The following is a 798-nucleotide window of genomic DNA, read 5'->3' as shown; positions in this document are numbered from 1 at the left end:
CTCGTCGCCGCCGGCGGAGAAGGTCCGGCCCGCCCCGGTCAGCACGACGGCACGCACCCGGACGTCGTCTTGGGCCGCCGCGAACACCCGCGACAGCTCCGAATGCATCACGTCGTCGACGGCGTTGGCCTTGTCCGGCCGGTTCAGCGTCAGCACGGCGACGGCGGTCGCGCCGTCCACGGCGACATCGATGGTGCGGTATGCGGCGGGATCGAGCATCGAGGCGCCCCTTACTGGTCATCGGTTGAACATGAACGTTGACGTCGATCATAGGAGCAGGACGGCATGTTGAGGTTCGGAACATTCATCGCGCCCTACCACCCGGTCCGCGAGAGCCCGTTGACCACCTACGAGCGGGACCTCGAGCTCATCGAATGGTGCGACCGGTGGGGCTTCGACGAGGCGTGGGTGGGCGAGCACCACTCGGCGGCATGGGAGAACATCGCCGATCCGGCGATGTTCCTGGCGGCCGCCGGGCAACGGACCCGGCGGATCAGGCTCGGCTCCGGGGTCGTCAGCCTGCCGTATCACCACCCGATGATGGTGGCCGACCGGTTCGTGCAGCTCGACTACCTGACCCACGGCCGGGCCATGTTGGGCGTGGGGCCCGGGGCGCTGATCTCCGACGCCACGATGATGGGCATCGATCCCAGCACGCAGCGCCCGCGGATGAACGAGGCCCTGGGCGTGATCATCCGGCTGCTCGCCGGTGAGGTCGTCACCCATCACAGCGACTGGTTCACCCTGAATGAGGCTCGGCTGCAGCTGCTTCCGGTCAACGGGTCGATGCCGATCGCC

The 798-nt window shown here is 68.2% G+C and carries 2 protein-coding genes; one reads left to right on the top strand and one right to left on the bottom strand.

All coding sequences use genetic code 11. The annotated features are described in order from the left end of the window. On the bottom strand, positions 1 to 219 hold a 219-nt coding region (locus A9W96_RS20920; protein ID WP_197499594.1), incomplete at its 3' end, for an enoyl-CoA hydratase/isomerase family protein. Between the two features lie 66 nt (positions 220 to 285). On the opposite strand from A9W96_RS20920, the gene A9W96_RS20915 reads away from it, so the two are divergent. After that, positions 286 to 798 (top strand): LLM class flavin-dependent oxidoreductase (locus A9W96_RS20915; RefSeq protein ID WP_156765343.1); only part of this gene is annotated, 513 nt, incomplete at its 3' end.

This window comes from Mycobacterium sp. 1245852.3, from assembly GCF_001669335.1.
Taxonomy (GTDB): domain Bacteria; phylum Actinomycetota; class Actinomycetes; order Mycobacteriales; family Mycobacteriaceae; genus Mycobacterium; species Mycobacterium europaeum_A.
Note: the sequence above shows the minus strand (reverse complement) of the source record. Positions and strands in the feature narration are given on the sequence as shown.